The organism is Actinoplanes sp. TFC3, from assembly GCF_001553785.1.
Taxonomy (GTDB): Bacteria; Actinomycetota; Actinomycetes; order Mycobacteriales; family Micromonosporaceae; genus Actinoplanes.
Genome location: NZ_LOJP01000001.1, coordinates 1,589,452 through 1,615,746 on the forward strand (window position 1 = coordinate 1,589,452; position 26,295 = coordinate 1,615,746).

8 protein-coding genes are annotated in these 26,295 nt (G+C 70.5%); all 8 read left to right on the forward strand.

The annotated features are described in order from the left end of the window. Positions 1–33 precede the first annotated feature (33 nt). Entirely contained in the window at positions 34–768 is a 735-nt protein-coding gene (locus TFC3_RS07235) for a 16S rRNA (uracil(1498)-N(3))-methyltransferase (RefSeq protein ID WP_067506155.1), read from the forward strand. A 32-nt stretch (positions 769–800) separates the two neighbouring features. Next, positions 801–1,856, forward strand: coding sequence for an iron chelate uptake ABC transporter family permease subunit (locus tag TFC3_RS07240; RefSeq protein ID WP_067497192.1), 1,056 nt, complete (start codon positions 801–803; stop codon positions 1,854–1,856). 23 nt (positions 1,857–1,879) lie between these two features. Beyond that, complete coding sequence (locus TFC3_RS07245; RefSeq protein WP_082772394.1) at positions 1,880–2,950, forward strand: iron chelate uptake ABC transporter family permease subunit; 1,071 nt, start codon at positions 1,880–1,882, stop codon at positions 2,948–2,950. Positions 2,951–2,960: 10 nt separating this feature from the next. After that, the gene (locus TFC3_RS07250) at positions 2,961–3,743 is read left to right on the forward strand and encodes an ABC transporter ATP-binding protein (RefSeq protein WP_067497194.1); all 783 of its coding nucleotides are present in this window, start codon (positions 2,961–2,963) and stop codon (positions 3,741–3,743) included. Between the two features lie 38 nt (positions 3,744–3,781). Then, entirely contained in the window at positions 3,782–3,994 is a 213-nt protein-coding gene (locus TFC3_RS07255) for an MbtH family protein (protein WP_067497195.1), read from the forward strand. After that, the gene (locus TFC3_RS07260) at positions 3,991–5,655 is read left to right on the forward strand and encodes an ABC transporter ATP-binding protein (RefSeq protein ID WP_067497197.1); all 1,665 of its coding nucleotides are present in this window, start codon (positions 3,991–3,993) and stop codon (positions 5,653–5,655) included. The genes TFC3_RS07255 and TFC3_RS07260 overlap by 4 nt, the downstream gene beginning before the upstream one ends. Beyond that, positions 5,652–7,379 carry an ABC transporter ATP-binding protein gene (locus tag TFC3_RS07265; RefSeq protein WP_067497199.1) on the forward strand — a complete coding sequence of 576 codons (1,728 nt, stop codon included), beginning with the start codon at positions 5,652–5,654 and terminating at the stop codon, positions 7,377–7,379. Before TFC3_RS07260 ends, TFC3_RS07265 begins: the two co-directional genes overlap by 4 nt. A gap of 124 nt (positions 7,380–7,503) precedes the next feature. After that, a partial coding sequence (locus TFC3_RS07270) for a non-ribosomal peptide synthetase (protein WP_067497203.1) occupies positions 7,504–26,295 on the forward strand: 18,792 nt, incomplete at its 3' end.

The following is a 26,295-nucleotide window of genomic DNA, read 5'->3' on the forward strand; positions in this document are numbered from 1 at the left end:
GGTGACAAGCCCGCGTTCGGTAGCGTTCATGGGGTGTCCGCGCCGCTGTTCCTCGTTGATGACCTGCCCGCTGCCTCCCGGTACACGCTCGGGGGCAAGGAGGGCCACCATGCCGCCGACGTGCAGCGGCTGAAGTCCGGCGAGGCGGTGCTGCTTTCCGACGGCCGGGGTGGGCTGGCTCAGGGCGAGGTTGCCGCGGTCGGGCGGGGCAGTGTCGACCTGCTGATCTCCGAGCGTTCGTTCATATCGGCGGGGGATCCTCGGCTGGTTGTGGTGCAGGGGATCGCCAAGGGAGACCGGGGCGAACTCGCTGTGCAGGCGATGACCGAGATCGGCGTCGACGAGATCGTGCCGTGGGCCGCTTCCCGCTCCGTGGCGCAGTGGCGGGGGGATCGGGGCCTGCGGGCGCGGGAAAAGTGGGTGGCTACCGCGCGCGAGGCCGCCAAGCAAGCCCGGCGGGCGTGGCTTCCGGTGGTGGGCGGGGATCCGGACGTGTCGACGAAGAAGGTGGCGGCCCGGCTCGGAACAGTCGCGGCGGCGTTCGTCCTGCACGAGGAGGCCTCCGACCGGCTCACCGCGGCCAAGCTGCCCGAGTCCGGGGAGATCGCGCTGGTCGTGGGGCCTGAGGGCGGCATCAGCGACCAGGAGTTGGGGGCCTTCGTGGCGGCCGGTGCGCATCCGGTGAAGCTGGGGGATTCCGTGCTGAGGACCTCCACCGCAGGCATGGCGGCGTTGGCCGTGCTGTCCGCGCGGCTGGACCGGTGGTGACGGATAGGGAAGGCTAGCCTAAGCTTCGGCGCATGGTCCTGACGCGTACGCCGGCGCCTGCGCGATCGCAGCCGTCCGCCGGGCTCGCCGCGACTCAGGCCCGGCGCGGGGTCGGTTTGCTTGTCTGTCTTGCCCTGCTGGCGCTGGTTTGCCTGCTCAGCATCGCGCTGGGCACCCGCAACGTCCCGCTGCACACCGTCTGGGATGCCTTTCTCCACTACGCCAACACCGACGACCAGGCGATCGTGCGCGACCTGCGGGTGCCGCGAACCATCCTGGGGCTGCTGGCCGGTGTGGCCTTCGGGCTGTCGGGTGCGGTCATCCAGGCGGTCACCCGCAACCCGCTGGCCGACTCGCAGGTGCTGGGCATCAACGCTGGTGCCGCGCTGTTCGTCGTGTTCGCGGTCGGCGTGCTGGGGCTGACCAGCCTGTCGCAGTACATGTGGTTCGGCTTCCTGGGTGTCGCGTTCGCGTTGACGCTGGTCTACCTGCTGGGGTCGATGGGGCGCGGCGGTGCCACCCCGGTGCGGCTGACGCTGGCCGGCATCGCGTTGGGCGCGGTCATGGACGGGCTCTCGAACGGCATCCGGCTGGTCCGCCCGCGCGCGTTCGACTACCTGCGGTTCTGGGACATCGGCGCGCTCGGGGGCCGGCCGGTTGACGTGGCCGTCACGATCCTGCCGTTCGTGGCGGCCGGGCTGGTGCTGGCAATGATCGTGGCGCGCTCGTTGAACGCGGTGGCGCTCGGCGACGACCTGGCCCGCACGCTGGGCGCGAGCATCGGGCGGACGAGGGTGCTGGCCACGATCTCGGTGATGGTGCTGACCGGGGCGGCGACGGCGGCGGTGGGGCCCATCGGGTTCGTCGGGTTGATGGTGCCGCACGTGGTCCGGTGGATCGTCGGACCCGACCAGCGCTGGATCTTCGTCTACACCACGGTGCTCGGGCCGGTGCTGCTGCTGGTTGCGGACATCGTGGGCCGGCTCGTGGTGCGCCCGGGCGAGCTGCGGGTCGGCGTGGTCACCGCATTCGTGGGAGCTCCCGTGCTGATCTGGTACGTCCGTAAATCCAAAGCGAGCAGCTTGTGAAGCCGGTCCAAAGCGAGCGGCCCGTGACGGCAGTGCAGGACGATCGGCCGGGAGAGGTGGACTTTGGCCGGCGTGTGCTCGTGCTGCGCCCGGCCCCGGCGGTGTCGGCGCGGATCTCGGTCCGGCCGTTGCTGGTCACGGTGATCCTGGTGCTGGCTGCGCTCGCGATCGGCGTGCTGGCGCTGGGTACCGGGGAGTTCTCGCTCGGCCCGGCCCAGGTCATCGAGGCGCTGAGCGGCGAGGGCACCCGCGCGGCCCGGCTCGTGGTGGTCGAGTGGCGCCTGCCCCGGGTGCTGCTCGCCTTGATCATCGGGGTGGCGCTGGGGCTGGCCGGTGCGGTCTTCCAGGCCCTCACCCGCAACCCGCTGGGCAGCCCGGACATCATCGGGTTCAACGTGGGCGCGTACACCGGGGTGCTGATCGTGACAGTGGTGGCCGGTAACGGCTACTACGCGGTTGCCGGTGGGGCGCTGGCCGGCGGGCTGGCCACCGCGGTGCTCGTGTACCTGTTCGCGTTTCAGCGCGGGGTGCAGGGCTTCCGGCTGATCATCGTGGGCATCGCGATCAGCGCCATGCTGGCCTCGGCCAACGAGTGGTTCCTGACCAAGGTCGACTTGCAGGCCGCGTACTCGGCGTCGATGTGGGGGCAGGGCAGCCTGAACGGGCTCGGGTGGGCGCAGGTCACCCCGGCGTCGGTTGCGGTGGGTGCCTTGTGCGTAGCCCTCATCTTGTACGGGCCCCGGCTCGCCCTGCTCGAAATGGGCGAGGACGCAGCGGCTGCTCTGGGCGTACGAGTGGAACGCGTGCGGTTGTCGTACCTCATCATTGGTGTTGCCTTGACCGCCGTCGCGACCGCCACAGCGGGACCGATTTCCTTTGTCGCGCTGGCCGCCCCGCAGCTTGCCCAGCGGCTGACCCGCACCCCGGGCATTGCTCTGGTGCCCTCGGCGGCGATGGGCGCGTTCCTGCTCATGCTCAGCGACTGGATCGCACAGCGGGCGTTCGCCCCGACGCAGCTGCCGGTCGGCGTGGTGACCGTGTCCGTGGGTGGCCTCTACTTCGTCTGGCTGCTGATGCGCCAGGCGCGTCGATAGGACTGTGCGCATGAGCCTGGCCGCCAGGAACATCACCATCGGGTACGACAAAAAGACGATCAGCGAGCACCTCTCCCTGGACATCCCGGCGGGCCGGTTCACGGCGATCATCGGGCCCAACGCCTGCGGCAAATCCACCCTGCTGCGGGCGCTGTCCCGGCTGCTCAAGCCGACGACGGGTGAGGTGTTGCTGGACGGCCGGGACATCCACGCGCGCCCGGCCAAGGAAGTCGCGCGCCGGCTCGGGCTGTTGCCGCAGTCCTCGATCGCCCCGGACGGCATCTCGGTCGCGGAACTCGTTGCCCGGGGCCGCTTCCCGCACCAGAAGCTGATCCGGCAATGGTCGAGCGAGGACGAGGCCGCCGTGGTCGCCGCGATGGCTGCCACCGGGGTCAGCGAGCTGTCCGGCGAGCTGGTCGGCACGTTGTCCGGCGGGCAGCGTCAGCGCGTCTGGGTGGCCATGGTGCTGGCCCAGCAGACCCCGATCGTGCTGCTCGACGAGCCGACCACGTTCCTGGACATCGCGCACCAGATCGAACTGCTGGAGCTGTGCGTACGGCTGAACCGCGAGCAGGACACCACCATGGTTGCGGTGCTGCACGACCTCAACCAGGCCGCCCGCTACGCCGATCACCTGGTCGTCATGAAGTCCGGGGCGATCGTGGCGCAGGGCGACCCACGGGAAGTGATGACCGCTGATCTGGTTGAGCGGGTGTTCGGTCTGGGCTGCCGCATCATCGAGGACCCGGAAACCCGCACCCCGCTGGTGATTCCGCGCTCCAGCTTAGGTTAGCCTTACCTGGTCGGTGTCGCAGACCTCAAGGAGCCCGCGTGTCCAGCAACCCGTTCGACGACGAGAACGGCACCTTCCACGTCCTCGTGAACGACGAGGAGCAGCACTCGCTGTGGCCGTCCTTCAAGGAGATCCCGTCGGGCTGGCGCAGCGTGTTCGGCCCGGCTCCGCGCCAGCAGGCCCTCGACTACGTGGACCAGAACTGGACCGACCTGCGACCGAAGAGCCTGCGCGACAGCATGGCGCAGTGAACAAGGTTCTTCGCCGGGTTCTCACTCGCAATGCCAAGCGCCTGTGGTCGGGCAGCTCGCTGATCGGCCTGCACCAGGCGTGTGAGGCGAGCATTCCGATTCTCATCGGCGTCATCGTCGACCGGGCGGTCAGCCCCGGCGACGGCACGGCGCTGCTGCTCTGGGCCGGGGTGCTGGCGCTGCTGTTCGCGGTGCTGACGGTCGCGTACCGTTTCGGCGCCCGGGAGCTGATGAAGGCGATCGCCGAGGAGGCGCACCAGTTGCGCGTCGGGGTGGCAGCCAAGATCATGCATCCGCGCGGGATCCGTACGGACTATCGGGCCGGCGATCTGCTGACGGTGTCCACGACGGACGCCGACGAGGCGTCGTACCTGATCGACTATGTGCCCCGGATCGCCGGTGCGATCGTGGCAACCGCGATCAGTGCGGTGACGCTGCTGCTGATCTCCGTACCGCTGGGGCTGGTTGTGCTGGTCGCCACCCCCGTGGTGCTGCTTCTGCTGCAGTTCAGCGCGCCCCTGATCACCAAGCGGGTGGCCGAGCAGCAGAGCCGGGCCGGCGCCGCGACCTCGCTGGCCACCGACCTGGTGACCGGGTTGCGCCCGCTGCGCGGCATCGGCGCTCAGGACGCCGCCGCCGAGCGGTACCGGCAGGTCAGCCGGCACTCGCTCGCCGCGACCCTGCGCGCGGGCCGCACCCAGGGCGGCTACCTGGCCGCCTCGACCACGCTGAGCACGCTGCTGGCCTGCGGCATCGCCATCCTGGCGGGCTGGTTCGCGCTCACCGGCCGGATCACTGCGGGCCAGTTCATCACGGTGATCGGCTCGGCCCAGTTCCTCATCGAACCGTTCGGCCTGCTCGCCGTCGTGCCGAGCTGGGTGGCCGAGGCGCGGGCCTCGGCCGACCGGATCGCCAAGGTCACCGACGCCCCGCTGATCCTGCCCGCCGGCGCGGCCGTCGCCGAGACCGAACGCTGCGAGCTGCACCTGCGCGACCTGCGGCACGGGCCGCTGCAAGGCTTGGACCTGCACGTACGCCCCGGTGAGTTCGTCGGTGTGGTCGCGCGCCGCCCGGGTGACGCCGAAGCGCTGGTCAAGGTGCTGTCGGTGCCCGCCGACTACGAGGGCTCGATCCTGCTCGCCGGGACCTCCTTGGACACGTTGGACCGCGACCACGCCCGGCGCTTACTGCTGGTCGAGCCGCATCATGCCGACCTGTTCACCGGTACGATCACAAGCAACCTGATCGCAGCCGACATTCCGGACACCGTGCTCGGGGCGGCAGCGGCCGACGAGGTGATCGCGACGCAGCCCGGCGGCCTGGCCGAGCCGGTGGCCGAGCGCGGCGCCAGCCTCTCCGGTGGCCAGCGGCAACGCCTCGCCCTGGCCCGCGCGCTGCTGGCCCGGCCGCCGGTCCTGGTGCTGCACGACCCGACCACCGCCGTGGACGCGGTGACCGAACACTCGATCGCGCAGGGCATCCGCGCGCTGCGGCACGCTCCGGAGTCCAGTTTCGGCACCATCGTGATCACCAGCAGCCCGGCCCTGCTGGCGGCCACCGACCGCGTGGTGGTGCTGGGCGACGGCGTGGTCGACACCGAGGGCGAGCACGCCGGCCTGGGCGCTACCGACGACACCTACCGCCGGATGGTGCTGCGATGACGTTGCCCATTGCCACTGCGAAACAGAGCCGCGCCTGGCTGGCGAGCGAGCTGAAAACCCGCCGCGGCGAGACGGCCGGAACGCTGATCGCCGGGGTGCTGGCCGCGATTGCCGCGATCGTTCCCGTGTACGTCCTCGGCTTGCTCGTGGACCGGGTGCGCGAGGGCGCCGGGGCGCACGCCATCATCCCGATTGCGCTGGTGATCGTGGCGTCGGCGCTGGTGGGGGGCGCGGCGACGGGGCTTTCGACGTACCTGATCGGACGTCTTGGCGCCCGGCTGCTCGCGGATCTGCGTGAGAGCACCGTCTCGACCGCGCTGCGTCTGCCCGCGCTGGTGCTGGACCGCTCGGGCCGCGGCGACCTGCTGTCGCGGGTGGGCGCCGACATAGCCGCGATCGGCAAGGCCGTCACCGACGTGCTGCCGCAGGTGATCTCGGCGCTGCTGCTCGGCGTGCTCAGCCTGGCCGCGATGACCGGCATCGACTGGCGTCTCGGCCTGGCCGGGGTCATCGCCGTACCGCTGTATGTGCTGGGGCTGCGCTGGTATCTGCCGCGTTCGGCTCCCCGCTACGCCAGCGAACGCGCCGCCATCGCCGAACGCTCGCAACTGCTGGTCGAGAGCATGCAGGGCCTGCGAACCGTGCACGCGTACCGGCTGGAAGAACGCCACCGCCGTGAGATAGACACCGTGTCGGCCAAGGCACGCGACATCTCGGTCGACGTGTTCACCCTGTTCACACGGTTCGTCGGCCGGGTCAACCGGGCGGAGTTCGCCGGGCTCGCGGCCATCCTGGTGGTCGGCTTCCTGCTGGTCCGCAACGGCTCGGTGACCGTCGGCGAGACCTCCGCGGCGGCACTGCTGTTCCACCGCCTGTTCAACCCGGTGTCGATGCTGCTGTTCACCTTCGACGAGGTGCAGAACGCGGGTGCCAGCCTGGGCCGCCTGGTCGGCGTGCTGCGCATGCCGGTGCCGGCTGATCAATCCCGGCCGGCCGATGGTGCTGCGCTGTCGCTGGACAAGGTGTGCTTCAGCTACGACGGGGTCACCCCGGTGCTGCGCGACGTGACGTTGCGGGTGGAGCCGGGGGAGCGGGTCGCGCTGGTTGGTTCAACGGGAGCAGGAAAGACGACGGCTGCGTTGATTGCCGCCGGCATCCTGCGACCGGCAAGCGGTTCCGCGTGCGTCGCAAGCGTGCCGGTCACCGAGGTACCCGAACGCACCGTGGCGATCGTCAGCCAGGAAACCCACGTGTTCGCCGGTCCGCTCATCGAGGACCTTCGCCTGGCCCGTCCGGGCGCTTCGGTGACGGAGGTGTCGGCGGCGCTGGCGAAGGTGGGGGCGCTCGAATGGGCGTCGGCTCTGCCCGAGGGCTTGGGCACCGAGGTCGGGGATGGCGGTCAGGAGTTGACGGCGGCGCAGGCGCAGCAGCTTGCTCTGGCGCGGTTGGTGCTGCTCGACCCGGTGGTGGCCGTGTTGGATGAGGCCACGGCTGAGGCGGGGAGTGCGGGGGCGCGGGCGCTGGAGGATTCGGCTGCGGCGGCGTTGCAGGGTCGTACGGCGCTGGTGGTGGCGCATCGGCTGACTCAGGCGGCGGCCGCGGACCGGGTGATCGTGCTGGAACACGGGTCGATTGTGGAGTCCGGATCGCATGAGGAGCTGGTTGCTGCGGGTGGGCGGTATGCCGATCTGTGGAGTGCGTGGTCGGCTCGTTCGGTGGCGTGATGGCGCGTCCTGCCGGGTGGCACGGAGGGCGGTCTCCATGTCTGTTGAGGTTAGGCTAACCTAAATCCGCGTCGGTGGGTGACGTGCGCCTGACTGGGCGCTCCACTTCGGAGGTGCGGGTTACATGACGGCTGGGCTTCAGGGGATTGAGGACTCGCTGGCGCGGTGGAACAACCACACGACGCCGGCCGGCATCTCCACCGTGGTGGAAGCCTTCCTGGCCCAGGCCGCGCGGCACCCCGGCGCCCTGGCGCTGGTCGCGGGGGAGACCCGGTGGACGTATGCCCAGCTCAGCGGCCGGGTCTGTGCCCTGGCCCGTCGGCTGCAGGCGGACGGCGTCGGGGCCGAGGATGTCGTGGGCGTGGGCATGCCTCGCTCAGCCGAGATGGTGGTCGCCGTATTGGGGATCATGGTCGCCGGCGCTGCGTTCGTACCGGTGGATCCGGCTTGGCCTGATCAGCGACGGGAGCAGGTCCTCGCCGAGGCGCGGGCGAAGCTGGTGCTGACCTCGGGCGATATTTCCGGCACGGTGGAACCGGCGCCGGGGACCGGCATCGAGCCGGGCCAACTCGCCTACGTTATTTTCACCTCGGGCTCGACCGGTAAGCCCAAGGGCGCGATGATCCGCCACGAGGCCATCCACGAACGGCTGCGCTGGCAGCGTGACGAGATCCTGCACTTCGGGCCGGGCGACGCGACCCTGTTCAAGGCGCCGCTCTCGTTCGACATCAGCGTCAACGAGATCCTGCTCCCGCTGGTGTCCGGCGGCTATGTCGTGGTGGCCGAGCCGGGCGGCGAACGCGACCCGCAGTACCTGCTCGACCTGATCTCCACCGAGGGTGTCACCTTCGTCTACCTGGTCAGCTCGATGCTGGACGTCCTCCTGCAACTCGCCCGGGGTACCCACCTGCTCGACGGGCTGCGGCACGTGTGGTGCGGCGGCGAGGTGCTGACCCCCGGGTTGTTCGAACGCTTCCGCTCGCAGCTCACGACGACGCTCTATCACGGGTACGGTCCGGCTGAGGCGACCATCGGCGTCTCCCACGTGATCTACCGCGACTCAGCCGAGCGCATCGCCACCTCGATCGGGCGTCCCAACCCGCACACCCAGTTGTACGTGCTCGACGACGATCTCAACCCGGTCGGGCCGGGCGTGACCGGGGAACTCTATGCCGCCGGTTTCCTGCTCGGCCGCGGTTACGTCAACGCTCCCGCGCTGACCGCCTCCCGGTTCATCGCCAACCCCTTCGGCGGCAGCACCCGCATGTACCGCACCGGGGACCTGGCCCGCTGGACCGGTGATGGCAGCCTGGAGTTCGCCGGGCGCGCCGACGACCAGGTGAAGATCCGCGGCATGCGCCTGGAGTTGGAGGAGGTCGAGGCCGTCGCCTCGGCCCACCCGGCGGTCCGCCAGGCCGTGGTGACAGTCCAGGACAGACACTTGATCGGGTACGCCGTCCTGGGCGCCCCCGCAACCGCCGACGACCTGCGCGACTGGTGTGCCGAGCGGCTTCCCGAGTACATGGTGCCCTCGGTTTTCGTGATCCTTGAGGCGTTCCCGCTGACCGCCAACGGCAAGGTCGACCGGCGGGCACTGCCGGTCCCGGTGCTCGGCCCGGCCCGTTCCCGCCCGCCGCGTACGGAAACCGAAGCGCGCCTGTGCGACGTGTTCAAGGACGTGCTCGGGTTGGAAACAGTCGGCGCCGAGGACGACTTCTTCGCGCTCGGCGGCGACAGCATCGTGGCCATCGGTGCCGTACGAGCCGCCCGGCGCGCCGGTTTCACGCTGCGCGCCCGTGACCTGTTCGCCAACCCCACCCCGGCCGCGTTGGCGCTGGTCGTGACGTTGGCCGCCGAAGCGGAGCAGCCCGCGATCGAGGCTGTCGGTGAGGTGCCGCCCACGCCGATCCTGGCCTGGCTGGACGAAGTCGGCGACGGTCTCGACGGCTTCTTCCAGGCGATCACTGTGCCCTTCAACGGCAGTGCCGACCTCATCGACGGCCTGCTCGCCGCGCACGACGTGCTGCGCGGGTCGATCCAAGGGGCCACGCTGACCCTCCGCCCGGCCGGTTCGATCACGGCGGCCGAGGTGCTGCGCGAGGGCGAGGACTTGGAGGCCACCGTAGCCCGGCTGAGCACCGAGCGCATGGTCGCGTTCTCGTACCTCCCCGACCGTGGCGAGCTGATCATCGCGTTGCACCACACGATCGTCGACGGCGTCTCGCTGCGGGTGCTCGCCGAGGCCCTGCGCACCGGCCTGCCGATCGCGCCCGCCCCGACCTCGTTCCGGCAGTGGGCGACGGCGCTGCGGGGCGTGGACCTCGGTGCTGACCTGGCGTTCTGGCAAGCCGCTGCGCAGGTTTCCCCGGGATCGTTGCCGGTCGGCGCGGGCACGGTCGCGACCGAGGAAACGCTGACCGTCACGCTGCCCGAGGACGTCACGGACCGGCTGCTCGGTGCCGTACCGGCGGCCGTTCACGGCGGCGTGAACGATGCGCTGGTGGCCGCGCTGGCGTTGGCGATCTCGCCGGACGAGCCGTTCCTGCTGGAACTGGAGGGACACGGGCGCGAGGAAGACGCCGTGGACCTTGACCTTTCTCGTACGGTCGGCTGGTTCACCACGCTGTTCCCGGTCCCGCTTGACGTTTCCGGGCTCACTGCGGCTGCGGCGGTCAAGGCGGTCAAGGATCAGTTGCGGGCGGTGCCGCGCAACGGGATCTCGTACGGCATCCTGCGCTATCTCGCGGGCCACCACGATCTCGCCGTCCAGCCCCGCGTGCTGTTCAACTACCTGGGCCGCTTCGACGACGGTGAGGTGGTCGTCGAACGCCGTGACCCCCGCATGCCGCTGCCGCGCACCCTTGAGGTCAACGCGGTCACCACGGGCACCCAGTTGTCGGCTGTGTTCAGCTGGCCCGGCTCGGTGCTGACCCGCGCCGAGGTGCAGACGATCGCCGACCGCTGGACCGCGCACCTGAGCGAGCTGGCCACCGACCCGGCCGTGACCGGGCACACCCCCAGCGACTTCCCGCTCGTGCAGCTCACCCAGTCCGAGGTGGACGCGCTGGGTGGGGAGGTGCGCGACGTCCTTCCGCTCACCCCGCTGCAAGCCGGTCTCTACTTCCACGCAACGTACGATCCGAGCGCCGACCCGTACGTCGTGCAGCAGCTCATCCACCTCGAGGGCCGCCTCGACGCCGAACGCTTGCACCGCGCGGCGACCGCCGTGTTCGACCGGCGCCCCAACCTGGCTGCGGCGTTCCGTCCGACGGCCGGTGGCGAGATCGTGGCGGTGCTCGGCGGCCCGGTTGCGGCTCCTTGGCGGTACGTGGTCAGCGGAGACGTGGAAACGGTGGCCGCGGCCGAGCGTGCCGAGCCGTTCGACCTGGCCACGCCGCCGGGCATGCGGTACGCGCTCGTGCGGGTCAGCGATGACAGCCACGTACTGATCCAGACCGTGCATCACATCGTCGCGGACGGCTGGTCGGTGCCGCTGGTCCTGAATGAATTGCTCTCCCTGTACGCGGGGAAGTCGCTCGCGCCGGCCCTCCCCTACCGGGACTTCCTCGCGGCGCGCGGTGAGGGGGACGTGGAAGCGTTCGCCCGCCTGCTCGATGGGGTGGTCGAGCCGACGCTGCTCGCGCCCGCTGCGGGGGGCATTTCGGGCGCTGCAGGCCGGGTCAGGGCATCGGTCGACGGGGCTGCGGTTCGCGAGGTTGCCCAGCGTTATGGCGTGACGGTCAGCAACGTGATCGCGGCCGCGTGGGGGGTGCTGGTCGGCCGGGTGACCGGGAGCGACGATGTGGTTCTCGGCTCGACGGTTTCGGGTCGCGGCGTCGAGTTGGCCGGTATCGATGACATCGCGGGGCTGCTGATCAACACCGTGCCGGCGCGGGTTCGGTGCAGTGGTGACGAGAGCGTGGCTGACGTGCTGCGCCGGTTCGCCGCGGACCAGCGGGAGGTGGTCGAGCACGAGCAGACGTCGCTCGCCGGGATCCAGCGCCGGACCGGGCTGCCCGAACTGTTCGACACGCTCGTGGTGATCGAGAACTATCCGGCCACGTCGGCGCCCGCCGAAGGTGGCCTGCGCATCACCGGCATGGACGTGATCGAGGCATCGCACTACCCGGTCACCCTGATGGTCAAGCCCGGCGACACCATCGAGATCACCCTGACCCACCGCCTCCGGCACGAGGCCGCCGAACGCCTGCTGGACCAGTACGTCCGCGTCCTCACGGCCGACGCCACCACCACTGTGGCCCAGTTGCAGCTTTTGTCCGACGCGGACCACGCGGACGTCGTGCTTCGAGGAAGAGGGGAACCGTCCGGGCAAATCGCGCTGGTGACGGAGGCGATCCGAGCCGTGCATCCGTCCGCGGTGGCAATTGGAATGCAAGCCCCGCTCGGTCGCGGGTTGGAGCTGACCTACGCCGACCTCTGGACCCGCTCCGGCGCAGTCACAGCCGCCCTGCAAGCCGCAGGCGTCCAGCGCGGCGACGTAGTAGCCGTAGCGACAAAGCGCACCCCCGACCTCCCCACAGCTCTCCTAGCCGTCCTCCGCGCCGGCGCGGCCTACCTCCCCGTCGATCCCGGCTATCCAGCCGCCCGCATCGAGTTCATGCTCGACGACGCCCAACCCGTATGCGTCCTGGTCGACGACGCCACCAACCGTTCGCTGCCCCCGCACGATCTCCCGGTCGTCCGCATCCGCACGGCCAAGGGCGAACCTCGGCCCGTCGAAATCGGTCCGCTCGACGCGGCCTCCGTGGTGTACACGTCCGGCTCGACCGGGCGGCCCAAGGCGGTCATCGGCACCCATGGCGCGCTGGCCAACCGGCTGGCCTGGGCGAAAGAGCGCTGGACCGGCGAGGTCCGGGTCGCCAAGAGTTCCATGAGCTTCATCGACGGCACCACCGAACTCCTGGGTGGCTTGGTTGCCGGGGCCACAGTGGTGATCGCGGACGAGACTGCGGCGGCTGATGGTTCGGCGCTGGCCCGGCTGGTGCACGAGTCCGGCGCTACCCAGCTGCTCGCCGTGCCCAGCCTGGCCGCGGCGCTCGCCGAGTCCGCGGCTGAGCAGGTGCGCGGGCTGGAGCGGTGGATCACCAGCGGTGAGGCGCTCGATGCCGGTACGGTGGCCGCGCTGGCCGCCGCGTCGCCGGACGCCGAGCTCGTGAACTCGTACGGTGCCTCGGAGAACACCGGGGATGTCCTCGCCGGAACTGTCACGCCGGGCCAGCCTGTCACCCTGGGCCGGGCCGTTCCGGGCGTGACCATCCACCTGCTCGACGCCGCGCTGGAGCCGGTTGCGCCCGGGGCGGTCGGCGAGATCTACGTCGGCGGCGTGCAGTTGGCGCGCGGCTATCGCGGGCAGGGCGGGGCCACCGCGGCGCGGTTCGTGGCTGACCCGTTCACGCCGGGGGAGCGGCTGTACCGCACCGGTGACCTCGGGCGTTGGGCAGGCGACGAGGTCGAGTTCCTCGGTCGTAACGACGACCAGGTAAAGGTCAACGGGCATCGGGTCGAGCTGGCCGAGGTCGAGGCGGCGTTGCTGCGGCGGCTGGGCGTGCGGGAGGCCATAGCGGTCGCGCGCAATCGCAGTTCGCTGCACGGATATGTGGTAGCCGAGCCCGGCGAAACGCTGGATCCGCAAGCCTTGCTGGCGACGTTGCGCGAGGAACTGCCGGGTTATCTGGTTCCGTCGACAATTACGGTGCTTGAGGCCGTACCGTTGCTGCCCAATGGAAAGCGTGACCGGCGCGCCCTGCCGGATCCCGTTGCGGCCGTTTCCACGCCGCCGCGCAACGAACGGGAAGCGCAAGTTGTGGCGCGCTTTGCCGAGGTGCTGAACACCGATGCCGTCGGCGTCCACGATGACTTCTTCGCCCGCGGCGGTGACAGCATCTCGGCGATCCGGCTGGCCAATCTGCTGGCGCGGGAGGGCATTCAGCTTTCCACCCAGGATATTTTCCGTACGCGCACAGCAGCCGCGATAGCCGCCACGCACACCGAGGAAGCCGTCGTAGCCAAAGCGGCAGAAGCCGAAATCTGGGACCTTTCCCCGCTGCAGCAGGGCGTCTACTACCAGGCCACCTTTTCCGACGGCGCGAACACCTACATCGCCCAGAACGTTTTCGACTTCGACCGCCGCCTCGATATCGAAGCGCTCGGAAAAGCCTTCGCCGCCCTGCTCGACCGCCACCGCACCCTGCGCGCCTCCTTCGTCGGCGAACCGCGTCCGCAGCAACACATCGCCGCCCGCGTTCCTGCCATTGTCACCGTTTCCGACGGCGATCCCGAGGCCATTGCCGCCGAGGATCGCGAGCGCCCGTTCGATCTGACCGATCCGCCGCTCATGCGCCTCACGGTGGTGCGCAACGCCGACGGCACCGACCGTTTGCTGCTCACGTGTCATTTCCTGCTGTGGGACGGCTGGTCGCGCGAATTGGTGCTGCGCGAGCTTTTCGCGCTTTACGACTCCTGCGGTACGACCGGAGCGCTGCCCACCGAAGGCCCCGGTTTCCCCGACTATCTGGCGTGGATCGCCACGCAGGACAAGGACGCCTCCGCCGCCGCCTGGAAAGCGGTCCTCGACGAGCCGACGATCGTGGTGCCCGAGGCGGTGGGCCGCGAACCCTTGCTGTCCGAGCGTGTCCTCGCCGCGCTGCCCACCACGGTCACGACCCGGCTCACCGAGCAGGCCCGGCGCGCCGGCGTCACGCTCAACGCCGTGCTCACCGCCGCCCTGGGCCTGGTCCTGGGTCACCGCACCGGCCGCGGCGACGTCACCTTCGGCACCACGGTGGCCGGACGCCCGACCGGGATCCCCGGCATCGAGAACGTCATCGGCCTGTTCCTCAACACCGTGCCGGTGCGGGTGGCGGCAACTCCCCGCACGACAGTGGCCGACCTCGCCCGCCGCGCCCAGCAGGACCGTCTCGACCTGGCCCCGCACGAGTACCTGGGCCTCGGCGACATCCAGCGCGCAGCCGGGCACGACCAACTCTTCGACACCCTGTACGTGCTGCAGAACTTCCTCGCCGACAGCACCTTCGCCGACCTCGAAGCAGCCCAGGGCATCGTTGACGTCCAGTACACCGACACCACCCACTACCCGCTGACCTGGGTCCTGACGCCGGGCGCCAACCTGCGGATCAAACTGGAGTACCGCCCCGACGTCATCCCGGCCGACCAGGCCCGCGAGATGGTTGACGACCTTGTCACCGTCCTGCGCGTCCTGGCAGACAACCTGGAGATCCCGGCCGGCGCGGTGTCTCTGGAAAACGGCCACCAGTCCCGTGGGCACGAGACAGACATTCCAGATATGACCGTGGCGGAGATGCTGGCCACCCAGGCCGAGCAGACCCCCGGCCTCACCGCGCTCGTCTTCGGCGACCAGCGCCTCACCTACGCCGATCTCGACGCGCGCATCAACGCCGTGGCCCGCGGCCTGATCGAGCGCGGCGCGGGACCCGAGCAGATCATCGCGCTCGCACTGCCCCGGGGCATCGACATGGTCGTCGCGCTCTTCGCCGTGCTGCGCGCCGGGGCGGCGTACCTCCCGCTGGACCTTGACCTTCCGGCCGAGCGCCGCCAGACCATGATTGACGACGCCCGCCCGCTGCTGGTCCTGGAAACGCTTGACGGCATCGCGTCGCAGGACACCTCGCCGGTCCGGCAGCAGACCGATCTTGATCGCCCCGCCTACGTCATCTACACCTCCGGGTCGACCGGGCGGCCCAAGGGCGTCGTCACGGCGTACCGCGGATTGACGAACATGCAGTTGAACCACCGGGCCGAAATTTTCACGCCCACCGTGACCCGCGCCCGCGCCGCCGGGGTCGAGCGGCTGCGGATCGCGCACACCGTCAGCTTCTCCTTCGACATGTCCTGGGAGGAGTTGCTGTGGCTGGTCGAAGGTCACGAGGTCCACGTCTGTGACGAGGAACTTCGCCGCGACGCGACAGCGCTGGTGGCCTACTGCCACGCCCACGGCATCGACGTGATCAACGTGACCCCGACGTACGCGCATCACCTGTTCGACGAGGGTCTGCTCGACGGGCATCGCATGTGGCTGGTGCTGCTCGGCGGCGAGGCCGTCACCGACGCGGTCTGGTCGCGGCTCAGCGACCCCGGCGGCCCGGCCGGTTACAACCTCTACGGACCCACCGAATACACGATCAACACCCTGGGCGCGGGTACGGCGGACAGCGCCACCCCCACCGTCGGCCGACCGATTTTCAACACCGTCGGCTACGTGCTGGACGACTGGCTGCGCCCGGTGCCGCGTGGTGTCGTCGGTGAGCTGTACATCGCCGGGGCCGGCCTGGCCCGCGGCTATCTGGACCGCCCGGCCCTGACCGCGTCGCGCTTCGTCGCCGGGCCGGACGGCAGTCGCCTGTACCGCACCGGTGACCTGGTCCGCGAGCGCGCCGACGGCAACCTCGACTTCCTCGGGCGCAGCGATGACCAGGTCAAGATCCGCGGTTACCGCATCGAGCTGGGTGAGGTGGAAAGCGCCGTGGCGGCCGTACCCGGTGTCCGGCAAGCCGCGGTGATCGCCCGTGACGGCAAGCTCCACGCGTACCTGGTCGGCGAAGCCCTCCCGGCCGACGTCCGCGCGGCGTTGACCGAGCGGCTGCCGTCGTACATGGTCCCGTCGCTCTACGCCACCGTGGAGGCCCTGCCGCTCACGGTCAACGGCAAGCTCGACACCAAGGCGCTGCCCGAGGCCACCCCGATCCTCGGTGTTGTCCGCGATCCCCGCGATGAGCGTGAACGTACCCTGGCCGGCATCTACGCCGGCGTCCTCGGTCTGGAGCAGGTCAGCATCGACGACGACTTCTTCGCCATCGGCGGCGACAGCATCTCGTCCATCGCCGTGGCCGGGCGCGCCCGCAAGGCCGGTCTGTCCGTGACTCCCCGTGACGTGTTCCGCCGCCGCAGCGTTCAAGCCCTCGCCGCCGCGCTGCCTGCGACCACCGTCGAGACCGTGGTTGACGACGGTCTGGGCGACGTCCGGCTCACCCCGATGCTCGCCGAGACGGTGAAGTCCGCGACACCGCTGGGCCACTTCTACCAGTCGATGGCCTGGCACACCCCGGCCTCGCTGACCCGTGCCGGCTTGGTGGAGAAGCTGCAGGCGCTGCTCGACCGCCATGACCTGCTGCGCGCCACGTTCGACGGCACCCTGCACGTGCCCGCCCCCGGCCTGCGGGCGGCCGGGCTGATCACCGAGGGGCCGATCGACGAGGAGGCCGAGGTCGCGCGCTTGGACCCGGCGAACGGCATCATGCTGCGCGCCGCGTGGGACGGTCGCAAGCTGCTGCTGGTCATCCACCACCTGGTGATCGACGGCGTCTCGTGGCGCATTCTCACCGAGGATCTCGCTCGCGAGCTGCCGCTTGCGCAAGTGGGAGCCTCGTTCCGTACGTTCGCAGCAGCTCCTGTGTCGTTCGGTGGCCAGGAGGACTTCTGGCGCACCACGCTGGCCCAGCCGCGTCCGTTGCTCGGTGACCGGCCCGCCGACCCGGCCATCGACACGGCTGCGACGGTCCGCTCGATTTCGGTGACGCTGCCGCCCGAGGTGACCGTACCGCTGCTGACCAGCGTGCCCGCGTCGATGAACGGTGGCGTCAACGACGTGCTGCTCACCGGGCTGGCCGTTGCGGTCAACCGCTGGCGGGGCCGGGCGCAGGAGCCGGTGCTGGTCAGCCTCGAAGGCCATGGGCGCACCGGCGATCTTGACCTGTCCCGCACGGTCGGCTGGTTCACCGCGATCCACCCCGTACGCCTCGAACCCGGCACGACCGTGGACCTCAAGGCCGCCGCTCGGGCGGTGAAGGAGCAGCTCCGCGCGGTTCCCACGGAGGGGCTGGGTTACGGCGCGCTGCGCTGGCTGGAGGATCACGACTTCGGCCCGGCACCGGAGATCCTGTTCAACTACCTGGGCCGCTTTGGTGCTGCGACGGACAAGGCGGACTGGAGTCAGGCGGCGCCGCTGCGCGAAGGCGTGGACCCGGCGAACCCGGCGATGCCCCTGGAAATCAACGCCTTCGCCACCGGTGACACGTTCGAAGCCACGCTGTCCTGGCCGGCCGGGCTGCTGAGCGAGGACCGGGTGGTGGCGCTGGCCGGCCACTGGACGACTGTGCTGCGCGAGCTGGTAACGACCGACATTTCCGGTCGTACCCCCTCGGACTTTGCCTTGGTCGAGCTCACCCAGGACGACGTCGACGCCTTCGCTGACGCGGCCGACGTGCTGCCGTTGCTGCCGTTGCAGGAGGGCATGTACTTCCACTCGGTGACCTCCGAAGTGGACACGTATGCCGTCCAGCAGATCGCTGAGCTGGTCGGGGAGGTCGATGCGCCGCGGCTGCGGGCTGCGGTTGAGGCCGCGGTGCGCCGGCACGACGCCCTGCGCGCCTGCTTCCGGGAAACCCGCGACGGCCGGATCGTCCAGATCATTGCGAACGACGTGCACCTTCCCTGGCGCTTCGCCGACGGTACGGACGTAGCTGCCATTGCCCGCGAGGAACTCGCCAAGCCGTTCGACCTCGCACACCCGCCCGCGCTGCGCTACGCCTTGGTGTCGCTGAGCCCCACTGAGCACCGGCTGATCGAGACCATGCACCACATCCTGGCCGATGGCTGGTCGTACCCCTTGGTCTTCTCCGACGTCGTCGCCGTTTACCACGGAGCTTCGTTGCCAGCCCCCACCGCAACCTTCCGCGACCACCTCGAAGCCGTTTTCGGCCGTGACCGCGAAGCCGCCCGCACCGCTTGGGCGCAGGCCCTGACCGGAGTGGAACCCACCGCCCTCCACCCGGACATCACCTCGGTCTCCCACCACGAGAGCGCCTTCGCGTACGTGGACCAGGTCGCCGACCTCGCCGAAGCCGCCCGCCGCCACGGCATCACCGTCAGCACCCTGATCCATGGCGCCTGGGGCCTGCTGCTGGGCCGCCTCCTCGGCCGCGACCAGGTCGTCTTCGGCTCCACGGTCTCGGGCCGTGGCGGCGAGCTGCCCGGCGTGGAAACCGTTGTGGGCCTGCTCATCAACACGGTTCCGGTGCCCATGTCCTGGCGCCCGGACGAGCCCCTGGCCGAGGTGCTGCGCCGCCTGCAGGACCAGCAAACCGACGTCCTCGACGTGCAACAGGTCGGCCTGGCCGAACTCAACCGCCTGGCCGGCGTCCGCGAACTGTTCGACTCCATGGTCGTGGTCGAGAACTTCCCGCCGGTCGCCCGGGGAGACGCCGGCGGCCTGGGAGTCGTCGGCTTCACCGGTACGGACTCACCCCACTACCCGGTCTCGCTCGTCGCCTTCCCCGGCGACCGCCTGACCCTGGAGATCAAGTACGACACGGCAGTGGGGGAGCCGGCCGCCCGCCGCCTGGTGGAGCAGGTCGCGCACATCCTGCACCAACTGATCGAAAACCTCGACCGCCCGGTCGCGGCTCTGCAACTCGGCGTGGCCCCCGCGCCGGTTCCTCTTGCTCCCCGGCCGGCCGCTGCGGTGTCCGATGTGCCGACGGTGAGCCGCCGCATCTCGGACTTGCCCGAGTCGGTGCCGGTCGATGTCCTGGATCTCGCGCTCGAAAGACCCGACGCCGTCGCCGTGGACGACCTCACCTACGCCGAACTCGAACACCGCGCCAACCAGCTCGCGCACGAACTCATCGCCCGCGGCGTCCGGCCCGAATCCCGCGTGGCCGTCCGCCTCCCGCGCGGCAAGGACCTGATCGTCGCGCTGCTGGCCGTCATCAAGGCCGGCGGCTGCTACGTACCGGTCGACAGCGCAGCCCCCGCGACCCGGCAGGACTACATCCTCGCCGACGCCAACCCGGTCTGCGTGGTCGGCGAAGGCGGCGTCGGCGTGCAAGCGCCCGGCCGTCCCGGCACCCGGCCCGCGGTTGCGCTGCACGGCGACCACGCGGCGTATGTCATCTACACCTCGGGGTCGACCGGCAAGCCCAAGGGCGTCGTGGTCACCCATCGCGATGTGCGGGCCCTGTTCGCCGCCGCGGACCAGCTGTTCGCCTTCGGGCCCGATGACGTGTGGACGATGTTCCACTCGTACGCCTTCGATTTCTCGGTCTGGGAACTGTGGGGTCCGTTGCTCCACGGCGGCCGGCTGGTCACCGTGCCGCACGATGTTGCCCGTGATCCGCAGCGGTTCCGGGCGCTGCTGCGCGACGAGCGCGTCACCGTGCTCAACCAGACGCCGTCCGCGTTCTACCCGTTGATCGAAGCCGACGCGGCCGCCCCCGATCACCTGCCGCTGCGCTACATCGTCTTCGGCGGTGAGGCGCTGGACCTGGCCCGTCTGAGCCCCTGGTACGCCCGCAACGCCAACCCCGTGCTGGTCAACATGTACGGCATCACGGAGACCACCGTGCACGTCTCGTTCCGCGCCCTCGACCCGGCGGATGTCACCAGGCCCAGCGTGATCGGCGCCGCCCTGCCCGGCCTGAGCGTCCACGTGCTCGACTCCTACCTGCAGCCCGTCCCCGAAGGTGTCACCGGTGAGATGTACGTGTCCGGCCCCCAGCTCGCCCGCGGCTACCTGGACCGGCCCGGTCTCACCGCAGCCCGCTTCGTCGCCGGGCCGGACGGCACCCGGCTCTACCGCTCGGGTGACCTGGCCCGCTGGGAAGACGGCGAACTGGTCTACCTCGGCCGCTCGGATCACCAGGTGAAGGTTCGCGGCTACCGCATCGAGCCCGGCGAAATCGAGGCGGCGCTGCTCGCCCTGCCCGGGGTGGCCAACACGGCGGTGATCGTGCGCGACGGCAAGCTGGTGGCGTACCTGGTGGCCAGGGCCGGCAGCCGCCCCGACGTGGATGCCGTTCGCGCCCACCTCGCCGGGGTGTTGCCGGACTACATGGTGCCGTCGGCGTTCGTGACGCTGGACGCCTTGCCGCTGACCGTCAACGGCAAGCTCGACAAGGACGCCCTGCCCGCACCGGCCCGGCAAGTCACCAGCGCTGCATCGCAGACGACCGGCGAAAGCACCGAGGTCACTGCCTTGCGGGGACTGTTCGCCGAGGTGCTCGGGTTGGACGCGGTGCCCGGGGACGGCGACTTCTTCACCCTCGGCGGCGACAGCATCGTGGCGATCCAGCTCGTCAACCGCGCCAAGCGCAGCGGCATCCGGCTCTCCCCGCGCGATGTCTTCCTCAAACGCACCCCGGCGGCCCTCGCCAGCTCCGCAGCCCCCGTGCAGAAGGTCGTGAAGACCGACGGCGTCGGCGAGGTACCGCTGCTGCCGATCGTGCACCGGCTGGCCGAACTCGGCGGCGGCATCAACCGCCTGCACCAGGCCGACATCCTGCGTACCCCCGCCGACGCCACCGCCGGCAAGCTGCAAGCCGCGCTGGACAAGCTGGTCGCCCACCACGACGCGCTGCGCCTGCGCTTGAGCCGCCCGGCGCCCATGCTGTGGTCCCAGGAGGTCACCGAGACCGGGCAGGTCACCCTGACCACCGTCGAGGGCACCGGCCCCGAGCTGATCAAGCGTGCGGCCGGGAACGCGGTGTCCCGGCTCGACCCGGACGCCGGTCGGGTGCTCGAAGCGGTGTACTTCCCGGGTCACCACCGCCTGCTGCTCGTCGCCCACCACCTGGTCGTGGACGGCGTCTCCTGGCACATCCTCACCGAGGACCTGCGCCGCGCGTACGCAGGCGAGGACCTCGACCCGGTGCCGACGTCGCTGCGGTCGTTCGCGCGCAGCCTCACCGAGCAGGCCAGCAGCGCCGCGCGGCTCGCCGAGTTCCCGCAGTGGCAGGCGGCTCTGGCTCCCGGTGCTGAGCTGGACGCGGGGGCGATGACGTTCGGGTTGACGGTGGGGCAGACCCGCGACCACGAGCTGCGCATCCCGGTCGAGGCGTCCACGCTGACCGGTGACGTGACCGGCACACTGCTGACCGCGCTGCACAAGGCGGTCAACCGCTGGCGGGGCACCGACGCCGGCCTGGTGGTGGATCTCGAACGGCACGGCCGGGAAAGCGACGCTGACCTGTCGCGCACGGTCGGCTGGTTCACCAGCATCGCCCCGGTCCGCTTGCCCGCAACCTCGGAGAAGCCGGCGGGCGACGGTCTCGGTTACGGCCTTTTGCGCTACGTGAACCCGCGCAGCGCCGCCGCTCTGGCGCGCCTGAGCACACCTCAGGTCTTGTTCAACTACCTCGGCCGGTTCACCGAGGACGCGGGCGACTGGGCGTCGACCGGCGAGGACATCCACATCCGGCCCGACGACGACCTGGGCACGCCGTACCTGCTGGAAGTCAACGTTGCGGCGGTCGGGAACGAGCTTCGCGTGCTCCTGACGTACGCCGATGAGGGTCTTGGTCTTGATGCCGTGCGCGCGATCGCCGAGGGCTGGGTGGCCGAATTGGCTCCGGCGGACGAGCGTGTGCTGCCGAGGTCGCCGCTGCAGGAGGGGCTGTACTTCCAGGCCAAACTCGCCGGGGACGCCGACGTCTACATCGCGCAGAACGCGTTTGATGTGACCTATCGTCTCGATGTGCCGGCGCTGGAACGGGCGTTCGCGGCGGTGCTGCAGGCGCATCCGGCGGCGCGGCTGGCGTTCACCGATGAGGGCGCGGTGCTGCGCCGGTCGGTGCCGGTGCATGTCGAGGTCATCGAGGATCCGGCCGACCTGGACGCGGTGCTGGCCGCCGACCGGGCCCGCCCGTTCGACCTCGCCGAGCCGCCGTTGGCCCGGCTGACCGTGCTGCGGCTGCCCGGAGGACGGGACCGGTTGTTGTTCACGTACCACCTGCTCCTGTGGGATGGGTGGTCCCGTGAGCTGGTCCTTCGCGATCTGTTCGGGGCGTATGCGGGCCGGCCCGTGCCCGCCGGGAAGGCAAGCTTCACCGACTACCTCGCCTGGACCGCCCGCCAGGATGCGGCCGCGTCCGAGCAGGCCTGGGTGCACGAGCTCGCCGGCGCTGAACCGACGATCCTGTACCCCGCCGCCGCAGGCACCGAGCCGATCCTCGCGACCAGCCTCGCGGTGCAGTTCACCGAGGAGGAGACGGCCCGGCTCACGGCTCAGGCCCGCGCTGCCGGAGTCACCCTGAACGCCGTGCTCAGCACCGCTTTGGGGCTCGTGCTCAGCCACGCGTCGGGCCGCCCGGAAGCGATGTTCGGCACGACCGTGGCCGGACGCCCGACCGAGTTGGACGGCATCGAGGACGTGGTCGGCGTGTTCCTCAACACCGTTCCGCAGCGCGTGACGTTCGAGGCGGCTGAGCCGGTGGGCGAGGTGCTGCGGCGCGTGCAGGAGTCCCGCATCGAGATGATGGCTCACGAGTACGTCGGACTCGGCGACATTCAGCGCGCGGTGGGCCGGGGTCAGCTCTTCGACAGCCTGTACGTGCTGCAGAACTTCCTCGACGACGACACGTTCGACGACCTGGAAACCGAGCACGGGATCGTGGGCGTGGCGGCGGTGGATGCCACGCACTACCCGCTGACCTGGGTTGCTACGCCGGGGCGGGCGCTGCGGATCCGGCTGGAGTATCGCTCCGATGTGGTGCCTGCCGCGGCTGCTGAGGCTTTGCTGGGCCGGCTCCATTCCGCTTTACTCGGGTTCAACTCGGACATTTCGGCGGCGGCTTGGGCCCTCCCCGACGAGCCACCGCAGACCGGCATTACGGCTGGCATTCCCGATACAACCATTGCGGAGATGCTGGCCGAGCAGGCCGCGCGCACCCCCACGGCGGCCGCGCTGACCCATGACGGCACCACGATCAGTTACGCCGAACTCGACGGCCGGGTCAGCGCGATCGCCCGCGGGCTGCGGCACCGCGGCGCCGGACCGGAAACGATCGTCGGCCTGGCCCTGCCCCGCGGCATCGACATGGTCGTCGCGCTGTTCGCCGTGCTGCGCGCCGGAGCCGCGTACCTGCCGCTCGACCTCGACCTGCCGGAGGAGCGGCGGCAGACCATGATCGACGACGCCGGGCCGGTGTTCGTGCTCGACTCGCTGGCCGGGCTGTACTACGAGGTCGGCGAGCCGTGGATGGAGGACTTCGCGCCGGGCACCCCCGGGCGCCTGGACCGGCCCGCGTACGTCATCTACACCTCGGGCTCCACCGGCCGGCCCAAGGGTGTCGTCACACCGTACCGCGGGCTGACGAACATGCAGCTCAACCATCGCGAGGCCATCTTCGACCCCACTGTCGCGGCGGCCGGTGGGCGGATTCTGACCATCGCGCACACCGTCAGCTTCTCCTTCGACATGTCCTGGGAGGAGCTGCTGTGGCTGGTCGAAGGCCACCACGTGCACGTCGCCGACGAGGAGCTGCGGCGCGACGGCCGGGCGCTGGTCGCGTACTGCGCCGAGCACAAGGTGGACGTCGTCAACCTCACGCCCACCTACGCCCAGGCCCTGCTCGATGAGGGCCTGCTCGACGGCGCGCACCGGCCCTGCCTGGTGCTGCTGGGCGGCGAAGCGGTGTCCGAAAAGCTGTGGGCCACCCTGCGCGACACCGACGGCGTCGCCGGCTACAACCTCTACGGCCCCACCGAATACACGATCAACACCCTGGGCGGCGGTACGGCCGGCAGCGCCACAGCCACCGTCGGCAAGCCCATCTTCAACACCGTCGGCCACGTGCTCGACGGCTGGCTCCGGCCCGTGCCGCCGGGGGTGGCGGGGGAGCTCTACATTGCCGGGGCGGGCCTGGCCCGGGGGTACCTGAACAGGCCCGCGCTGACGGCGTCGCGCTTCGTGGCCGGCCCGGACGGGAGCCGGCTGTACCGCACCGGCGACCTGGTCCGCCGGCGCGCCGACGGCAACCTCGACTTCCTCGGGCGCACCGACGACCAGGTCAAGATCCGCGGTTACCGCATCGAGCTGGGTGAGGTGGAAACCGCGGTGTCGGCGGTGCCCGGCGTCCGGCAGTGCGCGGTGCTGGCCCGCGATGGGGCTCTGCACGCCTACCTGGTCGGCGATGTCGCCCCGGCGCAGGTGCGGGCGGCGTTGACCGAGCGGCTGCCGTCGTACATGGTGCCGTCGCTGTATGCGGTTGTGCCCGAGTTGCCCCTCACGGTGAACGGCAAACTGGACACTGCCGCGCTGCCCGCTGCCACCCCGGTGACCACCGCGTCCCGCCCGCCCGCCGACGCTCGGGAACAACGCCTCACCGAGCTGTTCGCCGAGGTCCTGGAGCTGCCATCCTTCGGCGTGGAGGATGATTTCTTCGACGCCGGCGGCCACTCCCTGACCGCGTTGCGCCTGCTCGGGCGGGTGCGCACCGAGCTGGGCGGCGACCTCTCACTGCGTGCCCTTTTCGATGCCCGTACGCCCGAACGACTCGCCCGTCTCGCCAGCGGCCCGGCCCGTGCGGCTGTCAACGCGGGCGTCCGCCCGGACGTGCTGCCGCTGTCCCCGGCTCAGCAGCGGCTGTGGCTGCTCGACCAGCTCGACCCCGGTTCCAGCGCCTACAACTACCCGCTGCTCGTCCGGCTCGACGGTCACCCCGACGTTCCGGCGCTGTCGCTGGCCCTCGGTGACGTGGTGGCCCGGCACGAGGTGCTGCGCACGCTGATCCGCTCGTCCGCACAGCACATCGTCCCCGCTCCCGGCGCGCTGCCCGTGGAAACCTCGCTGGACATCATCACGCGCCCGTTCGACCTGGCCGCCGACCTGCCCATCCGGGCCGCGCTGGTGAACGAGGGCCGGTCAAGTCTGCTTGCGCTGGTGCTGCACCACATCGCTATGGACGAGTGGTCCGACCGCCCGCTGCTGCGTGACCTCGACATCGCCTACCGGGCTCGGCTCGCCGGTGCCGCCCCCGACTGGCAACCGCTGTCCGTTCAGTACGCCGACTACGTGCTGTCACTTGCTCCCGCCGCGCCTGACTACTGGGCGTCAGCGCTTGCGGGCTTGCCGGATGAGATCGCGCTGCCCGCTGACGGTGGACGTACCGTGGCGAAAAAGCCCGCCGGAACGGTCACCGCAAACCTGCCCGCCGAGCTGGTGGACCGCCTGCGCGACCTCGCCCGCGGCGAATCGGCGAGCCTCTTCATGGCCCTGCACGCCGCCCTCGCCACCCTGCTCGCGCGGCACGGCGCGGGCACCGACGTCCCGATCGGCAGCCCCACCTCGGGCCGGGGCGACGCGGCGCTGGACGAGCTGATCGGCTTCTTCGTCAACACCATCGTGCTGCGGGCGGACCTGTCCGGAGACCCGGCGTTCGTAGACCTGCTCCGGCGGGTGCGAGACGCTGATCTGGCGGCGTTCGAGCACGCGGACGTCCCGTTCCAGCAGGTCGTCGAGCTGGTGAACCCGCCGCGCGTCCCCGGCCGCAACCCCCTGTTCCAGGTGATGATCGGCTACTTCCACCGCCCGGCTTCCGAGGACTCGTTCCTGGGCTTGCCGGCTCTGGAAGCACCCCCCTTCGCGGCGGACCCGAAGGTGGACCTGAACGTCACCTTCATCGACGCCGGGGCGGAGGGGGTCGAGGTGACCTGCGAGTACGACACCGACCGGTTCCGGCCGGGGACGGCAGCCCGGCTGCTGGAGCGGCTGTCAATGCTGCTGACGGCCTTCGCGGCTGACCCGGCGGTTGCCGTGTTCGAAGCCTCGCTGCTGACCGCTGCGGACAAGTCGGAGTTGTCCGCCTGGGAGGTGGGCCGGGGAGGTGCGGAGTCGCCGCCCTTTGCACGTCCGGATGAGTCCGGCTTGTCAGGCAGCGCTGCGATGGCAGGCGGCCTGATTGCGGACGGCGTGTCCTATTCGGCTGCCGATCTCGCCGCCGCGTCCGACTCGCTGGCGACCGCGCTCGCAGCTCGCGGGGTAGGCACCGGCAGCATCGTCGGCATCCACCTGCCCCGCTCGGCCAATCTGGTCATCGCCGTCCTGGCCGTGCACAAAGCCGGCGCCGCCTACCTGCCCCTCGAC

What these genes read in the sequence shown, in the direction of transcription:
- TFC3_RS07240 (WP_067497192.1), top strand. Translation starts at nt 801, where the DNA reads ATGGTCCTGACGCGTACGCCGGCGCCTGCGCGATCGCAGCCGTCCGCC.
- TFC3_RS07250 (WP_067497194.1), top strand. Translation starts at nt 2,961, where the DNA reads ATGAGCCTGGCCGCCAGGAACATCACCATCGGGTACGACAAAAAGACG.
- TFC3_RS07265 (WP_067497199.1), top strand. Translation starts at nt 5,652, where the DNA reads ATGACGTTGCCCATTGCCACTGCGAAACAGAGCCGCGCCTGGCTGGCG.